This window comes from Sorangiineae bacterium MSr11954, assembly GCA_037157815.1.
GTDB classification, from domain to species: Bacteria; Myxococcota_A; Polyangia; order Polyangiales; family Polyangiaceae; genus Pendulispora; species Pendulispora albinea.
The window spans coordinates 9,528,857-9,555,469 of sequence record CP089984.1 but is presented as its reverse complement, the minus strand read 5'-3'; the positions used below and the strand labels follow the sequence as shown (position 1 = coordinate 9,555,469).

At 65.1% G+C, this 26,613-nt stretch carries 17 protein-coding genes and 1 pseudogene; 9 read left to right on the top strand and 9 right to left on the bottom strand.

Going from position 1 to position 26,613, the window contains the following annotated elements:
* Positions 1–58: 58 nt before the first annotated feature.
* Positions 59–676, top strand: a complete 618-nt coding sequence (locus LZC94_37415) for a hypothetical protein (protein WXB13510.1) — start codon at positions 59–61, stop codon at positions 674–676.
* Between the two features lie 13 nt (positions 677–689).
* Here LZC94_37415 and LZC94_37410 read toward each other — a convergent pair whose 3' ends face one another.
* Positions 690–1,688 (bottom strand): LLM class flavin-dependent oxidoreductase, encoded by a 999-nt coding sequence (locus LZC94_37410; protein ID WXB13509.1) that lies wholly within the window; start codon positions 1,686–1,688, stop codon positions 690–692.
* A gap of 198 nt (positions 1,689–1,886) precedes the next feature.
* On the opposite strand from LZC94_37410, the gene LZC94_37405 reads away from it, so the two are divergent.
* The 3 genes from LZC94_37405 (at position 1,887) to LZC94_37395 (ending at position 6,634) form a co-directional block, all read left to right on the top strand.
* Positions 1,887–4,181, top strand: coding sequence for a DEAD/DEAH box helicase (locus LZC94_37405; GenBank protein WXB13508.1), 2,295 nt, complete (start codon positions 1,887–1,889; stop codon positions 4,179–4,181).
* A gap of 211 nt (positions 4,182–4,392) precedes the next feature.
* Positions 4,393–5,634, top strand: coding sequence for an aminotransferase class V-fold PLP-dependent enzyme (locus tag LZC94_37400; GenBank protein WXB13507.1), 1,242 nt, complete (start codon positions 4,393–4,395; stop codon positions 5,632–5,634).
* Between the two features lie 97 nt (positions 5,635–5,731).
* The gene (locus LZC94_37395; protein ID WXB13506.1) at positions 5,732–6,634 is read left to right on the top strand and encodes a hypothetical protein; all 903 of its coding nucleotides are present in this window, start codon (positions 5,732–5,734) and stop codon (positions 6,632–6,634) included.
* Positions 6,635–6,948: 314 nt separating this feature from the next.
* On the opposite strand, the gene LZC94_37390 is transcribed toward LZC94_37395, so the two are convergent.
* Both LZC94_37390 and LZC94_37385 read right to left on the bottom strand, forming a co-directional pair.
* Positions 6,949–8,082 carry a hypothetical protein gene (locus tag LZC94_37390; protein WXB13505.1) on the bottom strand — a complete coding sequence of 378 codons (1,134 nt, stop codon included), beginning with the start codon at positions 8,080–8,082 and terminating at the stop codon, positions 6,949–6,951.
* 143 nt (positions 8,083–8,225) lie between these two features.
* Entirely contained in the window at positions 8,226–8,675 is a 450-nt protein-coding gene (locus LZC94_37385; GenBank protein ID WXB13504.1) for a hypothetical protein, read from the bottom strand.
* Positions 8,676–8,925: 250 nt separating this feature from the next.
* On the opposite strand from LZC94_37385, the gene LZC94_37380 reads away from it, so the two are divergent.
* On the top strand, positions 8,926–10,125 hold the full coding sequence (locus LZC94_37380) for a hypothetical protein (GenBank protein WXB13503.1): 1,200 nt from the start codon (positions 8,926–8,928) through the stop codon (positions 10,123–10,125).
* A 53-nt stretch (positions 10,126–10,178) separates the two neighbouring features.
* Here LZC94_37380 and LZC94_37375 read toward each other — a convergent pair whose 3' ends face one another.
* Entirely contained in the window at positions 10,179–10,514 is a 336-nt protein-coding gene (locus LZC94_37375) for a nuclear transport factor 2 family protein (GenBank protein ID WXB13502.1), read from the bottom strand.
* Between the two features lie 75 nt (positions 10,515–10,589).
* Between LZC94_37375 and LZC94_37370 the strand changes: the two genes are divergently transcribed.
* Entirely contained in the window at positions 10,590–12,269 is a 1,680-nt protein-coding gene (locus LZC94_37370) for a PQQ-dependent sugar dehydrogenase (GenBank protein WXB13501.1), read from the top strand.
* On the opposite strand, the pseudogene LZC94_37365 reads toward LZC94_37370, so the two are convergent.
* The 5 genes and pseudogenes from LZC94_37365 to LZC94_37345 form a co-directional block, all read right to left on the bottom strand.
* Positions 12,260–13,040, bottom strand: a pseudogene (locus tag LZC94_37365) (cyclase family protein). The gene LZC94_37370 and the pseudogene LZC94_37365 sit on opposite strands and share 10 nt — an antisense overlap.
* A 147-nt stretch (positions 13,041–13,187) precedes the next feature.
* Positions 13,188–16,925, bottom strand: a complete 3,738-nt coding sequence (hrpA, locus tag LZC94_37360) for an ATP-dependent RNA helicase HrpA (protein ID WXB13500.1) — start codon at positions 16,923–16,925, stop codon at positions 13,188–13,190.
* A 110-nt stretch (positions 16,926–17,035) separates the two neighbouring features.
* The gene (locus LZC94_37355) at positions 17,036–17,461 is read right to left on the bottom strand and encodes a DUF2892 domain-containing protein (GenBank protein WXB13499.1); all 426 of its coding nucleotides are present in this window, start codon (positions 17,459–17,461) and stop codon (positions 17,036–17,038) included.
* 187 nt (positions 17,462–17,648) lie between these two features.
* Entirely contained in the window at positions 17,649–18,167 is a 519-nt protein-coding gene (gene mug / locus LZC94_37350; protein WXB20296.1) for a G/U mismatch-specific DNA glycosylase, read from the bottom strand.
* A 112-nt stretch (positions 18,168–18,279) separates the two neighbouring features.
* On the bottom strand, positions 18,280–21,894 hold the full coding sequence (locus LZC94_37345) for a hypothetical protein (protein ID WXB13498.1): 3,615 nt from the start codon (positions 21,892–21,894) through the stop codon (positions 18,280–18,282).
* Between the two features lie 974 nt (positions 21,895–22,868).
* Here LZC94_37345 and LZC94_37340 point away from each other — a divergent pair.
* Genes LZC94_37340 through LZC94_37330 form a run of 3 tightly spaced genes read left to right on the top strand, consistent with a single transcriptional unit; the run spans position 22,869 to position 26,609 of the window.
* Positions 22,869–24,470, top strand: a complete 1,602-nt coding sequence (locus LZC94_37340; GenBank protein ID WXB13497.1) for a sigma 54-interacting transcriptional regulator — start codon at positions 22,869–22,871, stop codon at positions 24,468–24,470.
* Positions 24,463–26,016 carry a VCBS repeat-containing protein gene (locus LZC94_37335; protein WXB13496.1) on the top strand — a complete coding sequence of 518 codons (1,554 nt, stop codon included), beginning with the start codon at positions 24,463–24,465 and terminating at the stop codon, positions 26,014–26,016. The genes LZC94_37340 and LZC94_37335 overlap by 8 nt, the downstream gene beginning before the upstream one ends.
* 38 nt (positions 26,017–26,054) lie before the next feature.
* A complete protein-coding gene (locus tag LZC94_37330; GenBank protein ID WXB13495.1) occupies positions 26,055–26,609 on the top strand; it encodes a hypothetical protein in 555 nt (184 codons plus the stop codon).
* Positions 26,610–26,613 lie beyond the last annotated feature (4 nt).

The window sequence follows — 26,613 nt, the reverse complement described above, 5'->3', positions numbered from 1 at the left end:
GGGATCACGGGATGCGCGCCCCTGGCGCAAATCGACCGAGCGATCCACATTGCGAGGCATGTCGAACATCGGTCCGCTTGCCGCCTACCCCGCGTTGCTCGTTCGTCAGAGGCGCGAGCTCGGGGAGTTCTTTGGTTACGAGTCACGCAACAAGTACGAAGTGCTCACCGCAGAAGGGCACCCCGTGCTGTACGCGGCCGAGTCGGGCAAAGGGTTTGGCGCCGTGCTGGCGCGGCAGTTCTTCGGCCACTGGCGCACCTTCGAGATCCACGTGTTCGACATGTACCGAAACCCGGTGCTGCGCGCGGTGCACCCGTTCCGCTTCTTCTTTCAGCGCCTGGAGGTCTTCGACGCCAGCGGCAACCTCCTCGGCGCGATTCAGCAGCGCTTTGCGCTCTTCAGCAAACGCTTCGACGTGCTCGACCCCGCGGGCAACCTGCTCTTTACCGTGAGCTCGCCCTTTTGGCGCATGTGGACCTTCCCGTTCGAGCGCGCCGGAAGGCAGGTGGCGGTCATCGCCAAGAAGTGGGGCGGCGTGGTTCGCGAGCTCTTCACCGACGCCGACACTTTCCGCGTCGACTACCAACCCGAGCTCTCACCCCCCGAGCGCGCCCTGGTGCTCGCCGCCAGCCTCTTCATCGACCTTCAATACTTCGAAAAAAAGGCCGAGGCCTGAACGCTCGACCCCATCAGCCCAGCGCCTGCGCCGTAAGCTCGTACGAGCGCCGGCGCGCCGCAGGGTCGAAGGCGTGGGTGGCCACCATGATCTCGTCCGCCGCCGTGCTCTCCGCGGCGGCTTGGATGCGCGGGCGAACCTGGTCGGGGGTGCCCACGATCTGGTTTCGCCGGTAGTAGGCCACCGCGGCCTCTTCTTCGCGCGTGAAACCATGAGCGAGCGCGTCATCGGGGCTGAGCAGCCGGCCCGGGCGGCCGGCGCGCAGCTGGGCGAACGAGACGAGCACCGAGGAGGCCATGCGGGTCGCCTCCAGCTCCGTGTCGGCACAAAAGACGGAGAGGGCGAGGATGGAGTATGGACGATCGAGGGCGCCCGGCTGGAACCGTTCGCGGTAGATGCGCATCGGCTCCTCGGGCGGATCGGGGCTGAAGTGGCCGGCGAAGGCAAATCCGAGCCCCAGCTCGGCGGCCAGCTTCGCGCTGTACGAGCTCGAGCCGAGGAGCCAAATGGGCGGCAAGCTCACGTCGTCGGGCATGGCGCGGATCGAGGCGAAGGGGTGGGTCGCCGGCAGCGCGCCCTCGCCAAAGCCCATGAGCTCGCCCAGCTGCTCGCGAAAATCATCGACCACCAGGGCCTGGCGCGAACGCCGGAGCGCCAGGGCCGTCAGGGTATCGGTGCCGGGGGCGCGCCCGATGCCCAGATCGATTCGCCCGGGGTGCATGGCCTCGAGCAATCGGTAGGACTCGGCCACCTTCAGCGGGGAGTGGTTCGGCAGCATCACGCCGCCCGCGCCCAGGCGGATGCGCGAGGTGGAGAGCGCCACGTGGGTGATGAGGATCTCGGGCGTCGTGGTGGCGATGCCCGGCATGTTGTGGTGCTCCGCGTACCAGAGTCGCACGTAACCGCAGCGTTCCACGGTGCGCGCGAGCTCGACCGACGCCTTGACGCTTTCATGGCTGGTACTGCCGCGAGCCAGGGGGACTAGATCGAGGGCGGAGAGCGGTATCGACATGATGGACACACACGGCCAGATATGGATAGGCTGGCGACCAATTCGGTAGTGTCCATCGAAAAATTTGGCAATGGGCGGAACCTTCGCCGAGCATGCCAGGGGCAGAACCTTCTCGCATTCCCTTCACAAATCTGATCAAAAGGAATCGTGATTTCTTCGGCGTTCATTCCCGTGGCCAGGCTCCACGCGGAATCGGTGATGGTGACTCGCATGGAAGGGCTCGGGTGCTCGTACGAGGAGATCCCGATGCCGCTCATCACCCTTACATTCGACTACTGTGGTCATGACAGCAAGGATGGGGAGCCGGAGCGGGACCGGGCCGGCGAGCAACGGGCTCGGCACGCGATCGAGCGCCTTGGTGCCGTCGACATCCAGTGCGTCGACGACATCGAGCCGCCGATGGATTGCCAAGCCGACTTCATCGTGCGAGCCTTCGGCGACGACCACTCCTACTGTGCCTTCACGGCACATGCCGTTCCCAAGCTGCGCGCGCAGGGCTTTCGGGTCGAGATCGACAAGGACTACCCGTTCCAGGTCGTCGACCCGCAGACCCCGTGGTTCGCCGCCATCGAGCCGTGCGACGACGAGCTGCCCGACTGGTTCAGTCTGGAGCTGGGCGTCGAGGTCGATGGCAAGCGCGTCGATCTATTGCCGCTGGTGCTCGAGCTCATCGACCGGGCCGGCGAGGGCGAGGGCGGGCTCACCTCGCTCGAGCGCGGCTTCCCCTCGACCTACTCGATGCGCGTCACCGACACGCACAACGTGACCATGACGAACGAGCGCCTGCGCGCGCTCCTCCACGTGGTCATCGAGCTCTGGCAAGGCGCGAAGCCCAAGGAGGGCAAGATGGTCTTCCCCGGGGTGCGCGCCCCCGCCCTGGTGCCGCTCCACGAGACCTTCCGCGAAGAAGGCACGCGCATCTCCTGGCGCGATCCCGAGCACGTGGCCGAGCGCGCCTTCGGCGTCATGAGCCGCCCCAAGAAAGCCCCGCGCCCCGCCGCGCTTCGCGCCACCTTGCGCTCGTACCAAGAGGAGGGCCTCGCCTTTCTGCAGCACCTGCGCGCCAATGGCGTGGGCGGCGTGCTGGCCGACGACATGGGCCTCGGCAAAACGCTGCAGACCATCGCCCACATCTGCACGGAGAAAGAGCAAGGCCGCCTCGATTACCCCGTGCTGATCGTGGCCCCCACCAGCCTGACGGGCAACTGGCAGCGCGAGCTGGGCAAGTTCGCGCCGCACCTGAAGGTGACCCTCTTTCGTGGCCCGGGGCGGCATGCCTTGTGGGGCGAGCTCCCCGGCAGCGACGTGGTGATCACCACCTACCCCATCCTGGTCCGCGACGAAGAGCGCCTCTCCAAGCAGCACTTCCACATGGCGGTGCTGGACGAGGCGCAGGCGATCAAGAACACCACCAGCCTCGCCAACAAGGCGATCAAGATGATCGACGCCGACCACCGCCTGTGCCTGACGGGCACCCCGGTGGAGAACCACCTCGGCGAGCTGTGGGCCTTGTTCGACTTTCTAAACCCAGGTCTTTTGGGCGATGAGCCTTCGTTTCGAAGGTGTTATCGCGGTCCCATCGAGGTATTGAAAGACGAAGACCGCCTGGAGATGCTGCGCGAGCAGATCGCTCCCTACATCCTGCGGCGGATGAAGCGGGAGGCGGCGTCCGAGCTCCCCGAGAAGACGGAAATGATGCGGCTGGTTCATCTTTCCGGCAATCAACGTGAGCTCTACGAACAAATCCGGGTGGCCGCCCACACCGAGGTTCGCAAGGTGATCAAGTCCAAGGGACTGGCGGCATCGGCGGTGCCGATCTTCGGCGCCCTCTTGCGCCTGCGGCAAGTGTGCTGCGATCCGCGCCTGGTGCAACTGAACGCGGCCCGCGGCGTGCGCCAATCGGCCAAGTACGACGCCTTCTTCGAGCTGCTCGAGGGGCTCTTGGCGGCGGGGCACCGGGTGCTCGTCTTTTCGCAGTTCACGACCATGCTCGGGCTCCTGGGCGACGGCCTGGCCGAGCGCGAGATTCCGTATCTGACCCTGACGGGAGCCACCGTGGATCGCCAAGCCAAGTGCGATGCCTTCGAGAACGGTTTGGCCGACGTATTCCTGCTTAGCCTCAAGGCTGCCGGAACGGGCCTCAATCTGGTGAGCGCCGACATCGTCATTCACTACGATCCCTGGTGGAACCCGGCGGTGCAGCTGCAGGCCACCGATCGCGCCTACCGCATCGGCCAACAGCGCCCGGTGTTCGTCTACAACCTGGCGGTGGCCGGCAGCGTCGAAGAGCGCGTGATGCTCATGCAGCAAAACAAGCAGCGCGTCTCCACCATGCTCCTCGGCGACAAGCCCCAGCAAACACCGGGGCTCACGGCCGAAGATGTGGAAACGCTCTTTTCACCGCTGGAGGACGGGGAGCGCGGCGGTCATGTTCGCGCGACCCCACGGGTCGTCCACGCCGTGCACGAAGACGTTTCGAGCGGCGCGGCGTGACGTGATAGGCCACGCGCGGGTGCCATCGCAGGGGCGATTGGCGCCCGGCGATGGTTTACGCGTTGCGTGCATGGAAAGCGCTTGCCGGGGCCTGTGCGGCGTTCATAGTCTCGTCATGGATATCGACCGTCGAAGTGCTTTGATTGGACTGGGTGCGACGATGGGGGCAATGGCGTGCGGAAACGTTTCCGCGAAGACGGGGGGTGAGGCGATGGAGTCCCAAGAGAGCGAGCTCATCGCTCCACCGGAAAAGTCGGATCCGCGAGGGCTCGCGTCGAACGAAAATTATTGGCGGAAGGTAGCCCGCCAATACTCGGTCGACCCCGACTTCGTGAACCTGGAGGCGGGTTACTTCGGCCTCATGGCCCGGCCCATTCTTCGTGAATACACGCGCCGGATCGAAGCGCTCAACGCGAGCAACTCGCATTACATGCGCACGCACCTGGAGGCCGATTACGAGGCCGTGCGCGAGCGGGTCGCGAGGTTGCTCCGGGTCTCGCCCGAGGAGATCGCGTTCACGCGCAACGCGACCGAGGCGCTTCAGCATCTGATTGGCAATTACAAGAACATAAAAGCCGGCGATACGGTGCTTTATGCCGATCTGGATTATCCGGATATCCAGCAAGTCATGAATTGGCTGCAGAGCCGCCGGGGCGCCGTGGTCGCGAAGTTCGACCTGCCGGAACCGGCCACCCGGCAAGCGGTCCTCGACGCCTACGAACGTGCGCTCGCCAAGCACCCGCAAACGAAGCTCTTGCTGGTGACCCACATGTCCAACCGCACGGGGTTGGTCCCTCCCACGAAGGATATCGTGGCCATGGCGCGCGCCCGCGGGGTGGACGTCGTCGTCGACGCGGCGCACTCGTGGGCCCACCTCGATTGGGGCGTGCCGGATCTCGGGTGCGACTTCGCGGGCTTCAACCTTCACAAATGGCTGGGCGCGCCGCTCGGTGCAGGCTTCATGTACATCCGAAAAGAGCGCCTCGACGACATCGACATCGACTACGCAGACGACGAATTTCCGCCGACCGACATCCGATCCCGCATTCACATGGGCACGTGGAACGTCGCCGTCCTCAACACGATCCCCACCGCGCTCGATTTTCATCTCACCATCGGCGCGCGCAACAAGGATGCGCGGCTTCGCTATTTGCGCGATCGCTGGGCGCTCCGCGCGCCGGAGGTCGGGCCGTTCGAGGTGCTCACCCCCAACGAGCCCGGGGCTTATGGGGCGATCACGTCCTTTCGAATGACGGGAAAGGTCGCGCCGGCGGACAACAAGGCCATCGCCAAGTGGCTCATGGACCGCCACCGCATCTTCACCGTGGCGCGCGAAGGCGTGGCCAATGGCGCCTGCGTTCGCGTGACGCCGGCGTTGTACAACACGGTGGACCAGGTGGATGCGCTGGTGGACGCGTTGCGGGAGCTTGGACGCAACGGGTTGCCGACGTAGTCTGCGAAGGGCGGATATGACGGCACGTCGAAGCAGCTTCCTTTCTGGTCTCGCTCTTCGGGCACTTCCGGCGCTTCTGGCACCTCTGGCATCTCTGGTGAGCGCGTGCTCGCCCGCGCCGCTGAGCGGCAAGGTGGTGACCAAGGTCGAAAACGGCGAGTCGCGCATTCGGTTTCCGGCGCCGCCGGGGGCGCGCGAAGGGGATCCCGTCGAGTTCTTTCGTGATACGTGCGCCGCCGTCGCCATGTCTGCCCCGACCTCGCCCAATTGCAAAATGCATCCGGTGGGTAAGGGCGTAGTCGTTCGAATCGTCAATCCAAACGAGATGACGGTACGCGTCGATCGCGGCGTCGTCCTTCGCCAGGGCGACGCCGTTCAAGCGCGCGGCACCCCGCGAGAGCCCCAAGCCGCCATGGCGCCGGATGCTGGCGCCGCTCCGAATTCGGGCACCGGGTCCGCGCGCGTGGGACCCGGAGCACCGGCGGCCGCCGACGCGGGCAGCCAGGTCGAGCCCGAGGAGTGGAACGACACGTTCGATGCGGGGGATGGGCCCATTGACTCCGAATGGAACGCGCGCACGCGCACGGTCGTGATCCACTCCATGGCCGGGGAGCCGTTGCCGCCCATCGACCTTGCGCGCGCACCCGTACCCCGACTCCGTTGCCTGCTCATCACGGGCATCGCGGGGAACGCCACCAAGGAGCGACCCACCCTGGTCGTGTTCAGCGTTTCCTTCGGACCGACCACATGCGGAACCATGCTTGGCCGCTCCATGGTGTATCGGTTCGATGGGCGCGCCTGGACCCATTTGGTCGACACGCAAGCCATCGAGCTCCACCTCCGCGCCAATGGGCCCGACCGGGTCGAGTGGAAGTTCAAGAGCGCAGAGAACCCCGTCGACGACTCCCCCTGGACGACCACCGCGCTTCGGCGTTTCCCGCCACCCGAACCCCGCGCGCGACCGGAGCGCCCCTTTGGCTTCACCGAACCGACACAATGACGTTGCGCGCCACCCGCGATCGCGCCGCGGCGTCGTGCGCCGCGGCACCCCTTCGCGATTCGAGAGTGAAAGGCACGATCGCAACCTTGCAACGTTTGAAAGCGGGCTCGATCGGAATTCCTCGAGGATCGCGCGGCCAGGCCACTGGCATGAGCTTCGCTAATTAGGATGGTCGGCATCACGTAGACGGCTCTCCCCCCCCGGGCCCTACGTGGTGCCTTTTTCTTTTTGTGCGCGCGGGAGCGAGTTGTCCTCCCGCCGAAAATCTTTGGCCGCGCGCCGAAAGCAACGACGGGTCGGCGTTGGCGAGGCGCTTATCGACTCAATCCGTAGCGCAGCGCGGTGATGCGCCGGACGGCGGTGTTGAAGTCGGCTTTGTCGAGCTCCCCGTTCTGCAGCGCGTTCGCCAGCGCTTCGCGCGCTTCATCGCCCTGGCTCACATCGCCGAACGAGCACAGAATGAGGTCCAACCCCGCCTTGGCCGCCAGCACGCTGCGCTGCCCGACATTGCCGAACGGGTTCAAAGCCCCGGCGATCATGGTCTCGCTGATGGTGACGCCCTTGAAGCCGAGACGCCCGCGCAGCTCGTCGCGCATCACCAGGGGCGAGAGCCCCGCCGGGCGATTCGGGTCCAAGCTCGGATACGTCGCCCACGATGGCATAACCAATTTGACGCCCGCCGCAATCGCGCCCGTATAAGGCGCTTCGTCCACCCGTCGCAGGGTGGAGAGCGGCACGTCGAGGGTCACCGGCGCTTCATCGGTATTTTGATCCACACGCGCCGACCCCAGGCCGGGGAAATGTTTGACGGACGACGCGATCCCGACGCGCTGGTTCGCCACGATGAACCTCGAGGCGAGCAGGCGAACCACGTTTGGATCTTGGCTGTACGAGCGCTCGGGCTTGTCGATGAAATTGCCCGGCTCTCGAAACACATCGAGCACCGGCGCCAAGTTCACATTCATGCCCACACCGTCCAAATTCTCGGCCGCGTCATGGCCCGCCTTCCACGCGAGCCGCGCGGCGTCCGGTGACTCACCGATCTTCTTGGCCGAGATGACGGGCTCGCCGGGCAAGCCCCGAACGGCGCCGCCCTCTTGATCGGTAATGAAGAGCAGCGGCAGATGGATCGGGCTCTCTTTTTGCGCCTTCACGAGCTCTGCGATCACCGCCCGAATCTGCTCCGGGCTCTCGACATTGGCCGACCAGAAATGCACGCCGGCGGCTTCGCCCGCGCGGATGCGATCGAACAATGCTTTGGGCGGCGTAAAGCCGGGGTACGAATAAATGATGCGCTGTCCCGCGCGCTGCGCGGGTGTGAGCGCATCGAGCGCGGACTCGGCGCTCGATGCCGGATCGGGCACCGAGGAAGCTTCGGGGTTCGAGGAGCTGCAGCTCGTACAAATGGTGGCGACTACGACGAAGGGAAGTGCAAAGGAACGGAACATGGGACCTCCAGGACGCGTCGGAATGGCGCAGAATCCTAGAAGAGCCGTGCTCCCATGTCGTTCGCGAACCGCAGCCATGGTATCAATCGTAGAAGATGTGCAATTGACTGCTGCCCACGCGAACGATCACGACGAACCTCGGCTCACGGACCGCAGAATTTGCGATTGTCCGATCCGCCGCCGGTGGAGCGACACGTAAAGTTTGGATTGGCGTGTTGTTGGCAATAGGCGGTGGCTTCGGTGCCCGCGGGGAGGTTGCTCGCCTCGCAGCTCAACACGCAGTACTTCCCTTCCGCGGACTGCACGGGGGCGCAGACTTCTTTGCCGTGCTTGCACTCGCCAGGGACGGCGCAGCAGTCCGCGTCGCTCGTGCAGGTGTGGGTGCAGTAGCCGTCCTTGAGCTGCGTGAGGCAAACGACATGACCTTTCACCGTCGCGGCGTCCAGTCCGACATAGCACTGATTGGCGTTGGAACAGGTGAGACCCGTCGCGGTGGCCGGTGGCTCGCTCTTGTCGTCGCTGGAGCACGCCACGACGAGGAGGCAACCGATCGACGCGAACAGGATGGCGGCGGGTGAGATGTGGCTTTTCACACCCTGGGAGTGGTCCGAGCCGGATTGAATCAGGCAGCACACCGCCGCAACGGGTGCATTTCGAGGCACCCGCCCACGGCGTACGCCGACGGGCGAGCCGAGTCCACCTCGACGATGGGCGCATCGCGCGAATCGACACGGCGTGCGTGTGGTTCATGGCGTAACGCTTGTCGTGCCGTTCATTCTGAAAATGACGCCAACGCCGAATGAGCTCGAAGGGGGCCCGTCCAAGGCTTGGAAAGGGTGGCCCATGACATTGACCTCTTCGCTCTCGATCCGATTTGCGCCCGTCGTCTTCACCGCACTGAGTGCCCTCGCAGGTTGCTCGAGTGAGAACTCGGGGAACCCATCCCCTGGACCCGATCCCGGAGATGCGGGCCTGCTCGACGCGTCCAAGTCGGACGCCGACCCGGGCCAGCCGGGGCCCAAAGCGCCGGCCGTGAGCATCGATTCGAGTTTTGCCGCGGGCTCGGGGATCACGGACGCGACGCATCGTATCTACGCCGCCGCGCCTGGTCCGAATGGGGCTACGTATGTCGCGCTCCGAAAAGCGGGTGGCTCGATTGGATGGGGCAATGGCACCTTGCTGCGCCGCTATCTCGCCGATGGCACCCTCGATGTTTCCTTCGCCACCCAGGGCGAGCTGCCGACCACGCTCGTCGCCAACCCGGCGGCCCTGGCGACGGACTCCGAAGGGCGCATTCTCGTGGGCGGATCGGGGTTCCCCGATTCCACCACGACGGATACGGGCAAGGAGATCGTCGTGGTCCGGGTGACCCCCGCGGGCGCGGTCGACACCACCTATGGCACCGGCGGCCGTACGAAGCTCAATTTTTCAGCCGCGAACACCTGGTCGTCGGCGCTTCATGTTCGAAGCGACCATGGCGCGCTCCTCGCCGTGTATGGGCGCACGAATGGAAAAGATTCGTTTGGTACCTTCCTGATCGGCGCGACCGGCGCGGCCGTCACGGGGTTCGGAACGTCGGGCTTCCTCGGCTCGACCTCCTCGACCGAGTACGGGCTCACCATCGGAGGCGACGCCCTCGTCCCCACCTCGACCCAATTGGAGCGCTTTGGCGCCGATGGAAAGTCGAAGGGAGCCGCCATCCCAACGCGCGTCTCCGGGGCCAAAGCTGGCAAAGACGGCTCCCTCACCGCCGTCGTCACCGACGGCAAAGCATCGAAGCTCGCCCGCTTCTCCGCCGACGGCAAGGAAGACGCGAGCTTCGTCGCCGTCCCGCTGGCCGCGGGCTACCGCGACTTCGTGGTGCTCGATGGCGGGGCCGTCTTCTACTCCGACAGCGAGGGCCTCTCCTGGGTCCCGCCCAAAGGCGGCTCCTCCACGAACGTCGTCAAGAGCAACGCGCTTTCGAGGCTCAAGCTCACACCCGAAGGCAAGCTCCTCGTCGGCGCGACCAACTACACGAAGATCGTTCGTTACGTCTTTTGACGTTCAGGCCGTCGCTCGAAGGCCGGTCGGTGCGCCCGGGCTCCGTGGCCGGCTCAGAGCGACGCGCCAAAGTAAACTTCGACCTCCTTGATCCGCCCGTCCTCGACGCGGATGTATTCGGTATTGTGAAACTTCGCGCCCGTCGTCAGCTCGCATTGGTAGCGAACGAAGGCCGCGCTCCCGTCGACCACGAGGTTTTCGATCCGATGGGAGCGAATCTTGTCGCGATTGGACCAACACCGCTCGAAGTACGTGGCCTTGTCGATGCGGTCGTCGCGCGGGCTCGTAAATCGAAAATCGTCGCTGAGCAGATCGTCGAGCGCCTCCTCGTCCCCCGTCCGATACACATCGAAAATTTTGCGGACCACCTCGGAAACGTCGTGGCTCATGGGACCTCCGGTGAAGTGTACGCCGCGGGCGCATGAGATTCTTGTATTTTGCGCCAATGAGGATACGGATACGGTGTGGCTCAGCGCATCGTGGTCGTCTCCGCCGTGGGTGCCGTCGTGTTGGTGGCGGGAGCGGCTTTGTGGCTCCGTTCGCGCGATGGTCGAGACGCGCCCTCGACGGCCGCGATCGACGGTCGCGCGCTCTACATGGAGCGCTGCGCCGTTTGCCATGGGAAGGACGTCGAGGGCGCGCAGGGCCCGTCCTTGCGCGGGATCGTGGGGCGCAACGCGGGGGGCGATGCGCGCTTTGGTTATTCACGCGCCATGCGCGCCGCCACATGGACCTGGGACCCCGCGACCTTGGATCGGTTCCTCGATGAGCCGAGCGCGCTCGTGCCCGGAACCACGATGGCGCTCTCGACCCGCTCGGCCCCCGAGCGCAAGGCCCTCATCGACTACTTGGCCACGGTGAAGGGCGCGGACGACAAGGCGCCTCCCTCCACATCGGGTCATGGCGGCTTTCGAAGCGATGGGCCCGGCGTGCGCCATCGCGTGACGGTGGCCGAGCTGCCGGCTCCCTTTGCCACGGAGTCCGTGCGCAACAATGCCAAGGTGGTCGACCCTCCCCCGGGCGCGGAGCCCTCGGTCCCACCGGGCTTTCACGCCGCGCTGTTCGCAAAGGACTTGAAGGGTCCTCGCCTGCTCCGCGCCGCGCCCAATGGCGATTTGTTCGTGGCCGCCAGCGATGCCGGTGAAATCCAGGTGCTTCGCCCGCGCCCCGACGGCTCCGGCGCGGAGAGCGTGGAGACGTTCGCCAAGGGGCTCGACGATCCCTTTGGAATCGCCTTTTTTCCGCCTGGCCCATCGCCCCAGTGGGTTTACGTGGCCGAGGTCAACGCCGTGCGGCGCTATCCGTACGCAAACGGCGACAAGACCGCGCGCGGGCCCGCCGAGACGGTGGTCGCCCGCCTCGCGGCCACCGGGGGTGGTCACACCATGCGCGATCTGGCCTTCTCGAACGATGGCCGGCGCATGTTCGTCTCCGTGGGCTCCGCGTCCAATGTGGCCGAGGGCTTGCCGGTGCTCGCGCCCGAGGCGATCCGCGCCTTCGAGGCCACGAACGGTGTGGGCTCGACGTGGGGCGCGGAAGAGCGAAGGGCCGATGTCCTCGCGTTTGACCCCGATGGCAAGAACGCGCGCGTCTTCGCGACGGGTATCCGCAATTGTTCGGGCTTGACGGTGCACCCGAAGACCCACGACGTGTGGTGCGCCACCAACGAGCGCGACAAGCTCGGCGACGATCTGGTCCCCGATTACGTCACCCGCGTGCGCGAGGGTGGCTTTTACGGGTGGCCCTGGTACTACCTGGGCGACCACGAGGATCCGCGCCATGCGGGCGCGCGAAGAGACCTCGCGGGCAAGTCGGTCGTGCCCGACGTGCTGTTGCAATCGCACTCGGCCCCGCTGCAAATATCGTTTTACGAAGGTACCCTATTTCCGCCCGAGTACCGCGAGGGCGCCTATGTCGCGCTCCACGGCTCGTGGAACCGAGGTGGACGCACGGGCTACAAAATCGTGCGCGTCCTCACGCAGGCGGGGGTCCCCACCGGGGAATACGAAGACTTCATGACCGGGTTCGTGATCGACGACGCGAAGGTTTGGGCGCGGCCCGTGGGCGTGACCGCCGGCAAAGACGGCGCGCTCTTCGTGGGCGAAGATGGCAATGGAACGATCTGGCGCGTGACCTACCGCTGATCCTCGAAGATGGCGACGGCGCGCGTCCAGCCGGCCGACGCTGCGCGGATCTTCACGGGGAAGCACGAGATGGAAAAGCCGTTCGGCGGCAGGCTCTCCAGGTTGTGCAGCTTCTCCAGATGGCAATAGCCGATATCGCGCCCCGCCTTGTGGCCCTCCCAAATGAGCGAAGGGTCGCGCGTCTCGCCATATTTCATTGCAGTATGCACGAATGGCGCGTCCCAGCTCCAACCGTCGGTGCCGGTGAGGCGCACGCCGCGCTCCAGCAAGTACAAGGTGGCCTCGCGACCCATACCGCACCCGGCGGGTGACGTAATCGTCGTGGCCATAGCGGCTGCCTGCCCGCGTGTTCACCACCACGATTTCGAGCGGCGCGAGCGTGTGACCGATGCGCGCGAGCTCCTCCTCCACGTCGCGCGCCGTGACCACGTATCCATCGGGGAAGTGACGGAAGTCGAGCTTGACGCCGGGTTGAAAGCACCAATCGAGCGGGACCTCGTCGATGGTAATGGCGCGCGCGCCGCCATCCATGGTCGAGTGAAAATGGTAGGGCGCGTCGAGGTGCGTGCCGTTGTGCGTGATCAGCTCGACCTTTTCGATGGCCCACGCCTCGCCATCGGGCAAATCCTCCTTGGCGAGCCCCTGGAAGAACTGAAGCAGCTGCGGCGCCGACTGGTGGTGCGTGATGTACGTGATCTTCGGCTGATACCCGGGCGGATCGGAGATGACATCGTTTTCGAGGTAGATGGATAGATCGACGATGCGGCGCATGGTGCTCCTTCGAAAAGGCAACGCGGGATCGGCAGAGGTGAACCGATCGTAGCACTCGAACGAGGCGCCCGATGCGCCGTCTTCGGGGGCGGCGACCGGTTACGCCGAATCGAGCCCGCAACGCCGAATCAAGCTCGCAACGCCGAATCAAGCTCGCAACGCCGCGAGGGCGGCCGACACCTTGGCGATGGATACGGGAACGGCCGTTTTCAGCTCGGGGGCGAAGATGGCGACGCGCAGCTCTTCGAAGGCCCATCGAAGCTCGCGCACCGCGAGGGGATCGCGGGCGCTTGCGCGTTTGGCGAGGAAGCTGGACCAGAGCGGGGCGAAGGGGGCGAGCTTGTCCGTGTCTTTGCGGGGATCGGTGACCGCGCGGCCCAATCGAGCTTGGGCGGCGCGGAGGTAGCGCGGAAAGTGCTCGAGGCGCGGCAAGGTGATCGAGGCCATCAGGTCCACGGGGAACAGGTGCTCGAGCTGCGCGTAGATGTCGACGATGGCGGCGCGCCCGCTCGGGTGCTTGGAGGCGGTTTTGAGCGCGCGCAAGGTCTTGTCGAGCTCCGAGGCGACGGCGGCGATGGCGTCGGCGAAGAGACGGAAGACCGGCGCGACGCGCGGCGCGCCGGCCGCGAGCATGCGTTCGAATTCGTTCTTTTGGTGCGGTAGTGGGGTATCTTCACCGAGGCCAAAGGCCATATCCACGATGCGCATCAAGGTCATTTCGCGGAATGTTTCGTTTTCGGCGCGCGATGTCAGGGCGCCGTTGGGGCGGGCAAACGCAGGGGGGATGCGCGGCGCGATGGAGGAGATGGCGCCCTTCGCGCCGAGCACGAACAGGCGGCGGATGCCGGCGCGCGACGCGGCCTCCGCGGCGACCGACGACTCGAGGAGCACCCGATCCACCGACGAGCCGCGATCCACCAGCGCCGGATAGCTGCGGATCTCCGTCTTGGCCACGCGCTGCACGATGAACGGGGGCAGCTCGCTGAAGTCCCAGGTGGTGAGCCCCTTTCGCTCCCAGGTGAGCGAGGGGGCGGCCTTTTGCCAAACGGCGCGCGCCTGCGCGCCATGCTGCTTCAAGAGATCGTCGACATTGCGGCTCTGCGCGACGACTTTGCCGTCCTCGCCCACCACGCGGCACGTGAGACGCAGGTACGCGGCGACCATATCGGGTCGAAATGCATCCTCCGGAACATCGACCCCGGTGATGTCGGCGATGGCCCGCGTCAGGGTTGGAATCATCGGACCGCTGAACGGTTTGGTGCGCGAGGCCAAGGCGCGCGCGAGCTCCGGGATTTCGCCCAAATCGCGCCGGATGGATCGCGGGAGCTCGTAAAGGAGGGCGGCGAGCTTCTCTTGGTGCCAACCCGGAATGGTCCAATCGAGCTCGCCGGGGGCCAGCTGCGGCAAGAGGACGAGGGGGACGGTGAGGGTGATGCCATCGTCGTCGGCCGATGGATCGAACCGATAGGTGACGGCCAAGGTGGCGCCGTGGAGGCTTATTCGTTCGGGGTAGTCTTTGGGCGAGAGGTTTTGCTCGCCCTGGAGCACGTCGTCCAAGGAGAGGAGCAAGAGCTTTGGGTCGGCCTTCTCGGCCTGCTCGCGCCACGCTTCGAAGGTCTTTCCGTTCACTACGTTTTCGGGCACGCGGCGGTCGAAGAACTCCAGGAGCGCGTCGTCGTCCGCCAACATGTCGCTCCGGCGCGCCTTGTCCCGCAGCCGCGCGACCTCGGCCAGGAGCTCCCCGTTCTTTTGCTGGAAGGCGCCCTTGGTTTTGTACTCGCCGCGGACGAGCGCGTGCTCGAGGAACATGCGCCGCGCCTCGGCCGGCGCCACGCTCGCGTAGTCCACGCTGCGATCGCGGGCGACGGGCAACCCGAAGAGCGTCGCGTGCTCCCGCACCGATGCGCGCGCCGATTTCTCCGACCAATGCGGATCGGAGTAGCTGCGTTTCAGCAAATGGGGCGCCGCATCGAGCAGCCAATCGGGCTCGATCTTCGCCGCCGTGCGCGCGAAGAGCTGCGTCGTTTCGACCAGCTCGAAGGCCATGATCCACGCGGGCGCCTTCTTCGCCAGCGACGAAGAGGGATGAATGGCAAATCGGGTTTGCTTCGCGCCCATGTAGATGCGATTTTCGGGGTGCCACATTCCAATTTTGGAGAGGAGCCCGGTGACGAGCGCCCGGTGCAGCGCCTCGTCGTTCGCCTGCGCGGTCTTGGCGCCCGCCTCCGCGGGGATGCGCATGTCGCGCACCACCTCGGTGAGCTGCCGATGAATCTCGCCCCACTCGCGGATCCGAAGAAACGATAGAAAGCTCTCTTTGCAGACCCTGCGCAAATGGGATTTGCCTTTGCGCTCCGCCTCCCGAACGAAATCCCATAAGCGGAGCAGCCCGACGAAATCCGAGCGCTCGTCGCGAAATTTTCGGTGCTGCTCGTCGGCTTTTTGCTGCGCGTCGCGCGGGCGCTCGCGCGGATCTTGGATGTTGAGCGCCGCCGCGATGACGAGGACCTCGCGAAGGCAGCCCAGCTCGGAGCCCGCGAGGATCATGCGCCCGATGCGGGGATCGACCGGGAAACGCGCGAGGCGCTCGCCGAGCGGGGTGAGATCGCGCTTGGGGCCCAGCGCGCCCAGCTCCTCGAGCACGCGGTACCCTTCGGCGATGGCCTTGGGTTGCGGCGGGTCGAGGAAGGGGAAGTCCTCGACGTCGCCCAGGCCGAGCGCCTTCATGCGCAGGATCACGCCGGCCAGGCCCGTCCGCTTGATCTCCGGATCGGTGAACGCGGGGCGCGCGGCGAAGCTCTGCTCGTCGTAGAGGCGCACGCAGATGCCCTCGCGCACGCGGCCGCACCGCCCTTTTCGTTGATCGGCGCTCGCCTGCGAGATGGCTTCGATCTGCAGGCGCGTGGTGCCCGAGCGGGGTTCGTAGCGCGAGAGCCGCGCGAGGCCCGCGTCGATGACATACACGATGCCGGGGATGGTGAGCGACGTCTCGGCGACGTTGGTGGCCAGGATGACGCGCCGTTGGGGGATGCTGGCGAAGACCTTGGCCTGCTCGGCGGCCGAGAGGCGCGCGTAGAGCGGCTGGACGACGGTGTGCCGGAGATCGCGCGCGAGCAGCTCGTTCTCCGTCTCGCGGATCTCGCGTTCGCCGGGCAGGAAGACCAGGATGTCGCCGCGCGGATCGAGCGAGGTCACGTTGGCGACGGCGTTGGCGACCGCCTCGGGGAGGTCCACGTCGTCGGGCGGCGGCTCGTAGAGGACGTCGACGGGATAGGTGCGGCCCTCGACCTGAATGACCGGCGCCCCGCCGAAGAACTCCGAGAAGCGCTCGGTCTCCAGGGTGGCGGAGCTCACGATCACCTTCAAATCGGGCCGCTGGGGGAGCAGGCGTTTCAGCCACCCGAGCAGAAAATCGATGGTCAGGCTCCGCTCGTGCGCCTCGTCGATGACGAGCGTGTCGTAGTGGCGGAGCAGCGGATCGCCTTGGATCTCGGCGAGGAGGATGCCGTCCGTCATGAACTTCACGTACGTGCGCGGGGAGGTCCGATCCTCGAAGCGAATCTGGTAGCCCACGTCGGTGCCCAGCGGGGAACCGAGCTCGCTGGCCACCCGCGCCGCCACGCTGGTGGCGGCGATGCGCCGAGGCTGCGTCACGCCGATGCGAAGCTCGAGCCCGCGGCCCATCGCCAGCGCGATCTTCGGCAGCTGCGTGGTTTTTCCGGAGCCCGTGGCGCCCGCGACAATGACGACCTGGTGCTCGTGGATGGCGGTCGCGATGTCGGACACGCGCGCCGAGATCGGCAGCTCCGGTGGGAACTGAATGGGCGAGCTGCCGCGGGGCTGGTGCTCGTCCTGCTCGTCGTGCACAGGGGAATCGGTGGACATCGGCTCGGCATGCGGAAATAGCATTCCCGCGGCATGTTTCGCCGAGATTCGTGTCCGATCGGCTCGCTAGGCGCGCTGAGCGAGCGGGGTGAGCTGGGTGAGCTCGCGAGCTAGGCGCCGACCGTTCCGGCCGGCAGGAGCTTCTCGCGCAGCACGGCCTGCAGCGCCTGGCGCTCGGCGTCGATCTCCTGGCGGGTGCGCACGCCCATGCGGCGGAAGAGCGCGACGGGCGGGCACCACCCGGTCGCGGCGTGGGCGACCAAAAAGCCGAGCTGCACGCCGAGCAGGTAGAACCATTTCCGATTCTTGAACCGCCCAGCGTAGAGCGACACGGACCCCGCCGCGCCGGCGAAGGCCATCAACGCACGATCGATGTCCCACTCGCGATCCAGCTCCGCGAGCCGGGTGCCGGCCGTTTCCTCGCTGGTGAGCGCGCGGTGCATGGCGCCCTCGGTCTGTCGATCGATCCGAGCATTGACGACGGGGGCCGTATGGGCCCGCACGCGGTCGTATCCCAAGTCAGGCAGCGTCTTCATGGCAAGTTGGGCGTCTTTGTGGATCATGCATGGGATTCGAGCAATGCGCGTGCCCGGTAATGTTTTCGCGCTTTAGGCGCGCTGCCGTGTTGCGTGCGTAACGCGATTGTCCGAGAGAGGCGCCCTCATCGCGCAATCGTTGCAGCCCGACGGCGTGTCGTGATCGGGATACGAGGCAATTCGTCACTCAAGCGCGGGGTCCGCGGCGGGCGCCGACCGCTTCGCGCCTTAGGCGGGCAAACTCGCCGGCGAGCGCCGCAGGCGTCCAATGGGCGTTGAGCCCACTTGGATTGGGCAATACCCAAATGCGGGTCGTGCCGATGGTCTCGTCTTGTTTGCCCACCACCGCCTTGGGCCGCCCGAACGCAAACCGATAGGCCACGACGCCGACGACGGCGAGCCATACCGGTGTGTACCTCCGCACCTTCGCGGCCAAAGTGACATAGCCCGCCTGGTACTCGTCGCGCGTGAGCTCATCGGCGCTGGCCGTCGCGCGCGCCACGACATTCGTAATGCCGAGTCCGAAGGTCACGAGCGACTCTTGCTCACCCGGCGCATACCGCCGCGGCGTAAAGCCCGACGCATACAAGGCAGGCCAAAACCGATTCCCGGGCCGCGCAAAATGGCGACCTGTGGCGCCGGACCATAGGCCGGGGTTGATGCCGCAGAAGAGCACCGCCAGATTGGGCGCGATGACGTCGGGAATGCTCCGCCCGCGCGCGGCCTCCATTTCCGCTTCGGTAGGGCGCCTGCCAACGACATAGGTCACGTCTCCTTTATAGCGCGCACGCGCGGCTCCGTGCGCGATCGAGGGCTCGTCATTCGTCGAGCCGCAGGCCGGCGTGCCCTAGCCACTTATCCATGGCCCGTGCGCTCGTCACGGGTGCGCGCCCGCGTTCTCGCCATGCTGCTATTAAGTCGTGCCAGCCATCCGGCGCGATGGCGATGAGCCCGCTGATGACCCGTCGTATTTCGGGAATGTCCTCCCAGCGCATCAGGGACACACAGTGTCCGACCGCGATCGGAACGTCGGAGCCCTTGTGCGCCAACGTTTGGAGCAGCGTCTCGGATTCGAGGAGGTACCGATACTCGCCCGACGGATGAAGGATCGATAGAATGAGCGCCGCCCCTGCCACCTCATCGTCCCTGCTGGCTGCCGCTTGGCGAACGAGATCGAGCGAGGGGACATAGGCTGCCACGAGTTTTTGACATTCGTGGATGAAGCCGTTCGTCGAGCTCGAAAACACTCGAGCATCGATGGATATCCAGCCATAACTGCTGAGAATGGCGTTTGCCGCAGGGACGAGTAACGGCGCTTCTTCAGGGAGTGAGAGCATGAATGGAACGGGCGACCCGTCATCGATGCCCCCGAACGAAACGCGAGCTCCGGCGAGCTCCGTGACCAGCCGAGATCGAAGCGATGGGTTCGCGTGCGCCAAGACGATGCTCAGATCTCTTCCCGTTAGCGAGTGTACCAGCGATGGCTTCGTACGCAGACCATCCACGATGGTCTCTATCATTTCCTGAACTTCGAACCTCCGAGTAGATCTGCCCGTCACTTCTGGAGGAAGGTGGTCACGAGCGGCCCATAGCTCGAATGCGACTTCCGGGTGACTTTCGAGAAGTTTTTGATAGCCCAACTCGGAGAACCTCCCTCGCCAACTCACGACTTCGGGTCTCGTCCGATCCTGCGAGGCGCTCTGCCACTCCGAAGGAGTCATCTCGCAGATCGCAGAAGCAGCCATGGTCGGCGAACCGAGCGGCCACATGGGCGGAATGGGCAAGTGAGTCTCGAGCCAGTCGGGTAGAACGTTGAGCCATTGCCACGACGGTCCGATGGCGCGATAAAGAGCGGCGGTGTCTTCTGCAGCGTGCGAGTGGGCTGCAATGACAGCGAGACGCAGGACTCGAAAGAAGCCACCGAGCTTGGTCACGGAATCGGTCGCGACGAGCTCGGGTAGCTCCCCATCACTCAAGCGTGTGCGGCGCTTCTCGAATGTGCGCAACGTATCGTACTCGTTCTCGGCACGCATGTGGGGGCGCTCGGTCCAGACTGCGTCAATGGCCTGCGCAGCATCTTCGGTATATCTCGCGACGATCATGCTTCGGAATGCTTGATACAAAGGTGAGTACGTGTAGAGCGCTCCACGTATGAGGTAGCAAACGTCGAACACGTGAGACGTATCGGCGGTGTTCAAAATCGAGTCGTTGGCGAGAAAATCGAGCAGGGCAGATAGTTGCCACGCGCGCAGCTCGCTCATGTGCAGGCCGCCGCCGAGCGAGCGAGCCAGTTGCTCGGGATTTCGACGCCAGACGGCCGCCACCCTCTCGATGCGAGGATCGTCATCTTGCAGATAATGCCAAAGAACGCGCCCCGCTCCTGTCGTCTCGCTCGGTACCATCGTCTCCAAATACTCGAGCATGACATCCGTGAGCCATCGAACGGACGCTGGTGCTCGAATGTTCAAGATCGGGCTGCCTTGCCCGATCTCCTCTAGCCCCGCGAGTGGCTTGATTCGCTCACGAAACAAGTTTCGCACCGTCTTGTCACTCTCGAGCACCCCGTCCTCGAGGAGCTTCGCGACGAGTAACGCTCCACGTGCCAACCGTGTGCTGAGTGTCCGTTCGGCGTCGTCGTGGCCGCCGTCATCGAGCATCTGCAGCACCTCTCGGGCTACACTCAACTCCGTTCGTCGATTCTTTTGAACGAGCGCGCTCAGCAAGAAATGCATGACCTCGCGCCAATGTGGATCGCTGGCGATCGTCGCAAGCCGTTCGCGTAGCTCGTCAGGGTCGACTCCATCGTACAAGAACTCGGCTGCGAAGAACTCTTGCAATTGTCGGATGTCAAACCGCACTTCGGTCCCTTTGTCGGGCGTATTGATCAGAACGAGCCTGTCCGTAGCCGCTATCTTCACCGTATCCAGAAGCGGTCGTACGTCGCCCTCCTTCCGCTCCGAGGCTATCTGCTCGACCAGCTTCTCGAAGACACCTTTCTCCAGCGTCGAGTGCGCACCACGCGAAGTTTCTGCCCTCGCGTGAAGAACGAAGCCCATTTCGTCATGAACCCGTTTTAGCAGCGCCGTATCTTGACGAAATAGCGTGGCCAGGCGCTTGTCCGGTAGGTTGCGATTGGCCTCTCGATTTCGCATGACTTCGTAGAACTGCTGATACAAGTCCCATTTTCGCTCCGGAGGGCGATGTCCGTTGCGCACGATGATCGCGATGATGTGTGCTTGAAGTGGCGTCGTCATCAAATTCTGCATCGCAGACGATTGCATCGAATCCAGCAGAATGCCGTACGCATTCTCGGATTCGCTCTTGCTGCGCCCGATCTGGATGACCAACTTAGCGCACTCGAGCGCCGTCTCTCTCCCGAGCGGCGCCAGCTCAATCGATGCGCATCCCGGCATGGAATCGAACTCCCCGGCGTAGCCCTGTGGACGAGAGGTGCAAAGCGTGAGAATATCCCCCGACATTTGGACCTCGCGAACGAACGCAATGACCTCGCGTGCCACGGCGTCCTTGATGTCGGCCGGCACCTCGTCGAGCCCGTCGAAGACGACGAGCCAACCGCGGATCCCGATGGCCTCTCGGAGCATTCCCACGGGTACATCTTGCTGAATATCCAGCGCTAGTGTCCCGGCGATGTACGTGAGAATGCCCTTGGGTTCCTTTGTATGGCGCTCCGAGAACCATTGGGCGAAGTTTTTTAGCTCGACGTAAATGGGAATACGCGGCGATGTGACCCAGACGCCGCGCGCCATTGCCTCGCTGCGGATTTCTTCCGCCAGAGCGCGCGTATCCGGTGCAACGACGAGCGACGTATCCGCGAGCACCAGGGCCGCGCGTTGTACTTGGCAAAGAAACTGCGCAGTGGTCGATTTGCCCTGGCCCGGACCCCCTTTGATGAGCCACACGGGCGCCCGGGAAGGATGACGGAGCCACTCGAGCCACCGTTCGTGAGTCGGCGCCTGCGGATCGTGTCGATGACTCTTCGCTACGGTACGAGCCAAGCATGCACCGACGCTCTCGGGCTGTCGCTTCTGCCGAGGGTGAAACGGTAAATCGACATAGAGACGATGGATTCCGGGCCGCCTGTCTTCGTACGATCCGGCCTGATCCAATCGCGTATTGCGATGATCCTCGATGCCGCGAACGAGGAGGTGCTCGATGACCTGCTTGATGCTCGCGCGCGTGTGCTTCAGCTGCTCGTATAGCTCCGTAATGACGTGCCCCGGCGTCAAGAAGTGTCCATACCGGTGCGCGATGTCTTCGTGCTGTCCGAGAAAGTCGAGTATCTTGGCCCCTCCCCAGATATCGAAACGCCGAGCCAACGGCTTGCGTTTGCGCCTCACCGCTTCTCGAGCCCGATCGAACGCCCCCGTATGGGGGACGCCGCTAGGATCGATATTCGTCGCGATGATCCACACGTTCGGCCACTTGCGGGGCGAATCGAGCGCGCCAAACGCCTCCAGCTCATCATTTATTTGCTCCAGGAGCCAAGCTTGAGGATTTTTCGACAGGTGCGGTGGATGAAATTTCGATTGAATGATCCACCGTCCGCGCCAGCGATCGACGGTGCTCGGGTAAGGAGCCTCCCCTTCGAAGTACCCATCGCGTCCGCCGTCTGCCCCGGGACCGAATCCGGTATGCCCCGCTCCCAGCACCCGTACGGCAAGCGCATTGACCAGAGACTCGAAGGACCGCGGATCGAGTTTGCTCAGATCGTAGCTCATCGAACGCCGATTATATTGGCGTGCTCAATGTTCGTTGAATCGACTTTTTGTATGTAACGCCGTTAAATTGGCTCGCCAATCGGATGTCGATGGGACTTTATTTCCGTCATCGGCGCGCGAATCATCGCTCCCACCCGTGGCTCATCAGTTCTTAGGCACATCACCCACCGCACCAAGCAAGCCTTCATATGACGATGCTCATCCACGAGCTGCCGGTCTTATCCGCCCGCCGCACACCCCAGCCCACGTGACGATGTCAATCGAACTACGAAGCGTGCGCAGTCTGTCTCCGGGGAGTACCAACAGAATCGCGCGACAATGGAACGTCGGAGAGAACACTTCGTTCCCTGGAACACCCCGTTACCGGGAGACGTCCGTCGACCTCGCAATGCCCAATTCCGACCATGGCGTCGGGCCGGGTGCATGGGGGCGACTGAACGGACGCGCATTCATCACGTGGTCGCTTTCGCGGCTGTTCGAATTCGACGACCGGCGCTACCCTCGGCTTCGTGTTGGATTTGGGCGGGATCGACGCCTTTCTGTCGCGGGTATACGCATCGAGCTTCTTCGAGGAGGCCGCCGCACACACGCTTTCAGCGATGTTTGCGGAGGTCGTCGGCGTGTTGGCCGTAAGTGTCCACGCCGAAGGAGCTCGGCTTGCGCGAGGAATGGTCCATCTACGGCCATCCGATGGATATCGGCAGCTCGTGGTGCTGGAGGTCGGAAGTGACCAGGCCGTCGCGCCCGAGCCGGGGTCCACGCGGCTTCCCTCCATGACGGCGTGGCGCGTGGTGGCGAAGCATCGTTGTGCTGCCTCCATCGACGTCAATCTTGGACGCATCGAGCGGGTCGAGGCCGATGGCGAGGACGCGCCGGTGCCGAGGAGCGGGACAGGGGATTCGCTCGAGTCGGGCGAGACGCGGCAGCGGCTCCTCGAGCGCGGCATCACCCATGTCTTCGTGCTCCCGCTGCGGGGGGCCCGCGGTGAGATCGAGGGCATGATTTCGCTCGAGGCCGAGTGCCGGGCGGCGGTGGGGCAACCCTTCATCTGGCGCGCGTGCGCTTCGCGTTTGCGCATGCTCGCCGATATCGCGACGCCGCACCTTACGGCCCTGCCGCTTCGGCCGGTGGTCACCCACGACCAAGATCCGCTGCTGCCCGTTCAAGGGCAGGCGATGAAAGGTATCGTGCGCATGCTGCGGGTGTTCGCGCAGCAGGACGAGACCATCCTCTTGTCCGGCGCGACCGGCACCGGCAAATCGCGCCTGGCGCGGTGGTGCCACGAGCGCTCGCCGTACCGCAAAGGACCCTTCGAGGTGCTCGACCTCTCGACGGTGCCGGAAGATCTGCAGCTCGCGGAGCTGTTCGGCTGGCGCAAAGGCGCCTTTACGGGCGCCGCGCGCGATCACGGCGGCGCCGTCGAGCGGGCCGGCAAGGGCACGTTGTTCATCGACGAGATCGACAAGCTGTCGATGCGCGCCCAAGCGGGCCTGCTCTACATGCTGGAGACCCGTGCATACCGCGTCCTCGGCGACAGCGGCGGCGAGCGACGCGCCCATGCGCGCTTCGTGGTGGGCACGAATGCCAATTTGCAGGCGGCCGTGCGCGCGCAACGCTTTCGGGAGGACCTTTATTATCGCATCAACGTCCTGCCCGTCCGTCTCCCATCCCTCAGCGAACGGCCCGACGAGATCCCGACGTGGGCACGCTACATGCTTGAGCGGCGGCACGGAGAACGGGTCCCCAATGGCACGATCAACCTCACCCCGGCCGCGGAACACCGGCTGCTCGCGTACGCGTGGCCCGGAAATCTACGGCAGCTGGATAATGTGATGCGCCGCGCGTACACGGTCGCTTTGGCGGAGCACGGGGGCGAGCTTCCGCACACGCTCACCGTCGACGAGCCGCACCTCGCGCGCGCGCTCGCGTACGAAGACGTGGAGCCCGGGCGATCGCTCGTCGAGCTGCTCCACGCGGCGGCGACGGCGTTCGTGCGCGAGGCCGAGCGTCATGCGGCGCAAGGAAGGCCGCTGGAGCTGGATCTGGCGGGCGTGTTTCCGGGCCTGGTGCTGGCGGCGGCGACGGAGAAGCTCGAGAGCCGCGACGAGGCCTTTCGCCTCTTCGGACGCGACGCCCAGGTCAAGAGCCGGAACCATCACCGCGTGCTGCGGCGCGAGCTCGAACGGGTCGAAGCGTTTTGTCGCGCGCTCGGGATCGACGCGGGCTCTCCGTTCGGCCGGCTCCTCGACGGGCTCACCGAAGATGGTTGAGCGTGCCCTCTCGGGGGTGCTCGCAGCCGGGATCCTGACCATGGTTGCAGGTTGCGCCGCGGGCCCCGGCCCACGCGCGCACACCGCGGAGCCGATTTCCGATGTCTACCGCCCGTTGCCCTCGTTCGAATCGGCCATGGATGGCTCGTTCGCGACCGGCGTGGCTTTTGCCGACCTCGATGGAGACGGCCTCCCCGACATGATTGTCGGCAATGGCAACGATATGAGCCCCCAGCCGCTCATGGTTTATTACAACCATTGCTCGGCCCAGCAGACCTCGTGCTTCAACCATTATCCCGATTGGTACTCGGACGATATCGACTATCTGGGCGCCGTGGCGCTCGGGGACATCGACCACGACGGGCGCCTCGACGTTGCCGTCTCCGTGACGATGGATAAGCGCCGCCTCACCCGCGGCGGCGGCATCAAAATTTACATGAATCAGGGAGGGCGGCTCGAGAGCCTCCCGTCCCAGCGCATCGCCGAGGGGTATGGCACGTTCGACAACGCCCTCGCCGACGTCAACGCCGATGGGCTGCTCGATCTCGTGGTGCCCGGCTTCAACCTCCCGGCAACCGAGCCGGTGCAGAAGGGGCCGCACGCCGTCCGCCGCTCCTTTGCGCGGGTCGAGCGCGAGCCCACGCGCATCTATTTGAACGAAGGCGGAAAGCTGCACGGCACCAGCGATTGGAAGAGCGAAAACCGCGTGTTCGGTCTCGGGGTGGTCGCCGCCGATCTCGATCAGGATGGCTGGATGGACTTCGCCATCGCCGGCGAGGCGGCCTTCGTGTACCGCGGGGGACCGCCGCGCGGGAACGCCATTCCCATCGACCGGAAGCCCTCCTGGGTCTCCGAGCAAACGCGCGCGCCCGTCACCTTCGTCGACGCGGGGCGCATCGGCATCGGCCCCGGGCTCACCCTCGCGGCCGCGCGCGGCTGCTTCCCCGGCGATACGGGGTGCGGCAGCGACTTCGTGCTCTTTCGTCCGGGGCCCACGCCGGGCAGCCGCCGCCCCGTGTGGACCTCCGAGCCCTCGCGCCTCAGCGCCGAGGTGCTGCTCGCGGATTTGAACGCCGACGGCCTGCTCGATTTGGTCGCTGGCCAGTGGGGCGACGAGGTGATCGGCGCGCCGCTTTGGATCTTTCAAGGGCAGCTCGGCGGCTTTGCCCCCGCGCCCAGCTTCAAGACCGACGGCGGCCCGCAAGGGCTCGCGGTCGCCGAGGGGCTGGCGGTGAGCGACACGCGAAACCGCGCCACGCGCGATCGCCCGTACGCGTGGCGTCCGCCCGCGCGCGGCGCCGTCATCACCCTGCCGGATCGGCGCGTGGCGTCGGTCGTTTCGGTGACGATTGGGGGACAAATCGTGCCGCCGAACCGCTGGGCGTTCGCCAATGGCGAGAATTGGATTTCGCTCGCGGACCCTTATGAAGCGGGCGCCGACATTCGCATCATTTACCGCGCTTCGCCCGTGCTCGATCTCATCGAGGCGACCTGGAATCCGCAGCGCGGAAACCTCCTTTACGATAGCTTCCTCACGCCCCCCTAGCGGAGCCCCGACCAACCTCCATTCGTAGGAGAAGCACCATGAGCGCTACTCACGAGACCGATTCGAGTCAATCGAGCGGAACTCTCCTCCATCTGCTCGCCGACATTTCACGCGACCCCGAGCTCGTCGAACGCTTTACCACCGATCCGCAGGCCGTCTTTCAGGAGTACGGAATCCCGTCCGACAAGCTCGCGCTCCTGCGCAGCCGCGACACCAAAGGCATCCTCGACGTCATCACGCGCGAGGCGACCGCGCTGCTCGAGGACGTGAAGGAGCCGCCCATCCAAAGGAACCCCTGGCCGATTCATGGCATTCAGGTGAAGTCCTGCACCCCGAACAGCGGGCCCGTGAAGGCCACCCTCGAGCTCACCGTCAAAGGTTCGCTGTTCGCCAAGAACGCCACCTTGTCGTTCCAGACCCCCACAATAACGGTGCAGGCGACCCACGTGAAGGTGCGCACCGATCGAAATGGCAACTCGGTGCTCACCGCCAATGCCGTCTTCGAACAAGCCTCGACGTACGACGTGGTGGTGACCAACTCGCCCGGCAACTCCGGCACCTTGCCGTCGGGGTTCACGGCCAAGGCCAGCTGATAAC

Excerpts from the sequence above, each read along its gene's own strand:
- hrpA (WXB13500.1), bottom strand. The coding sequence starts at position 16,925 with ATGTCCACCGATTCCCCTGTGCACGACGAGCAGGACGAGCACCAGCCC.
- LZC94_37355 (WXB13499.1), bottom strand. The coding sequence starts at position 17,461 with ATGAAGACGCTGCCTGACTTGGGATACGACCGCGTGCGGGCCCATACG.
- LZC94_37330 (WXB13495.1), top strand. The coding sequence starts at position 26,055 with ATGAGCGCTACTCACGAGACCGATTCGAGTCAATCGAGCGGAACTCTC.
- LZC94_37410 (WXB13509.1), bottom strand. The coding sequence starts at position 1,688 with ATGTCGATACCGCTCTCCGCCCTCGATCTAGTCCCCCTGGCTCGCGGC.
- LZC94_37335 (WXB13496.1), top strand. The coding sequence starts at position 24,463 with ATGGTTGAGCGTGCCCTCTCGGGGGTGCTCGCAGCCGGGATCCTGACC.
- LZC94_37405 (WXB13508.1), top strand. The coding sequence starts at position 1,887 with ATGGTGACTCGCATGGAAGGGCTCGGGTGCTCGTACGAGGAGATCCCG.
- LZC94_37340 (WXB13497.1), top strand. The coding sequence starts at position 22,869 with ATGGTCCATCTACGGCCATCCGATGGATATCGGCAGCTCGTGGTGCTG.
- LZC94_37375 (WXB13502.1), bottom strand. The coding sequence starts at position 10,514 with ATGAGCCACGACGTTTCCGAGGTGGTCCGCAAAATTTTCGATGTGTAT.
- LZC94_37415 (WXB13510.1), top strand. The coding sequence starts at position 59 with ATGTCGAACATCGGTCCGCTTGCCGCCTACCCCGCGTTGCTCGTTCGT.
- LZC94_37380 (WXB13503.1), top strand. The coding sequence starts at position 8,926 with ATGACATTGACCTCTTCGCTCTCGATCCGATTTGCGCCCGTCGTCTTC.
- LZC94_37400 (WXB13507.1), top strand. The coding sequence starts at position 4,393 with ATGGAGTCCCAAGAGAGCGAGCTCATCGCTCCACCGGAAAAGTCGGAT.
- LZC94_37390 (WXB13505.1), bottom strand. The coding sequence starts at position 8,082 with ATGTTCCGTTCCTTTGCACTTCCCTTCGTCGTAGTCGCCACCATTTGT.